Source organism: Limnochorda sp. (assembly GCF_047459355.1).
In the GTDB taxonomy this organism is placed as follows: Bacteria; Bacillota; Limnochordia; order Limnochordales; family Limnochordaceae; genus Limnochorda.
This window is the reverse complement of the sequence record NZ_VSCV01000112.1, coordinates 1-1,105: the sequence shown is the minus strand read 5'-3', so window position 1 is coordinate 1,105 and position 1,105 is coordinate 1. Positions and strand designations below refer to the sequence as shown.

Sequence of the window (1,105 nt, the reverse complement as noted above, 5' to 3'; positions counted from 1 at the left end):
GGGGACAAAAACGGGAGGGCGGATAATGTTATCCCAACGCAGGTGTGAAGTGTGCGGCCACGTCATGTCATTCGCGATCCCCCCTCGGTACTGCGAACACTGCGCATCGCCCGTTCTCCTAGGATTTCCTCAAGTGTCACGTGCTCCCGGGACCAAAATGTCGGGAGAGCGCACTCCTCGCAAAATACGGCATCCGGCGGGTTTACATGTCGCGCTTCCATATCGGGATGCATGCAATAGTTATAAAGAGGGTACGCGCACTGCCGACAGTAGCGAGCTTTTTCGCTGAAATCTGTCGCTCCGCATCGGGGGCACGCTAAAGCCATATAGTGCTCATTTGTGGGGATTTCCAAATACGGCCCGGGGGTATATCGGGTCGTATTTTGTTTTATCGAGTCGGATTCGCTGGGCCATTCCGGATTCCAAAATTGCTCTTCTGTGACTCCTAGCGCGCGACAAATATCCCTCATTCTCTTATGCGGTGTCGCATGCTTTCCTGATTCCCACCGATAAACGGTCTCTCGTGCAACCCCAATCCTATCTGCAAGTCCTGCTTGTGTCAGACCAGCCAGTTCTCTCAGTTTCACCAGCCTTCTCGCAAACATGTTCGCGTTCATCGCATCGCCCTCCCCTGTGTTATGATGTGCCACAATTCGTCACGTATTCAAGAGACAATTCCCGCTCCGACAATGGTGATGGGTTTGCTCTCAGTTTGGGCCTACATCCGCTCGCGTTGAGACGTAGGCGACAAAAAATGCAACCCAATGCCTCAAAAGTGCTTGACACACGTGACGTGTTATGTCACAATTATGGCCAGGAGGAGGTGACAGTTTTCGATGGACAGCACGAAAGTTATTCCCGTCGATCTCAAAGACAAGCGCAAACAGGCCGGACTCACCCAGAGTGAGTTGGCAGAAAGGCTCGGCGTCGAGCGCGAGACGATTGTAAGGGCCGAGAACGATAGCGTATCGTTCCCGCTTGCGATTGAGTACGCTCGTCTTTTCGGCTCAATCACGATCCGTAAGGGCGGCGACACTTTTGTCCTGGCCCGAGAGAGCGAGATCCGAGGACCTGGCGACGATCCCGACCGCATCCCCGACGATGA

General features: G+C 53.9%; 2 protein-coding genes. One reads left to right on the top strand and one right to left on the bottom strand.

The features are described 5' to 3' along the window. Positions 1–62 precede the first annotated feature (62 nt). Positions 63–605 (bottom strand): helix-turn-helix transcriptional regulator, encoded by a 543-nt coding sequence (locus FWJ67_RS11255; RefSeq protein ID WP_414482878.1) that lies wholly within the window; start codon positions 603–605, stop codon positions 63–65. A gap of 231 nt (positions 606–836) precedes the next feature. Between FWJ67_RS11255 and FWJ67_RS11250 the strand changes: the two genes are divergently transcribed. Further along, positions 837–1,105: helix-turn-helix transcriptional regulator (locus FWJ67_RS11250; protein ID WP_414482877.1), on the top strand; the 269-nt coding region annotated here is incomplete at its 3' end.

Bases quoted from the DNA above. Each gene is read 5' to 3' on its own strand.
- FWJ67_RS11255 (WP_414482878.1), bottom strand. From the start codon at position 605: ATGTTTGCGAGAAGGCTGGTGAAACTGAGAGAACTGGCTGGTCTGACA.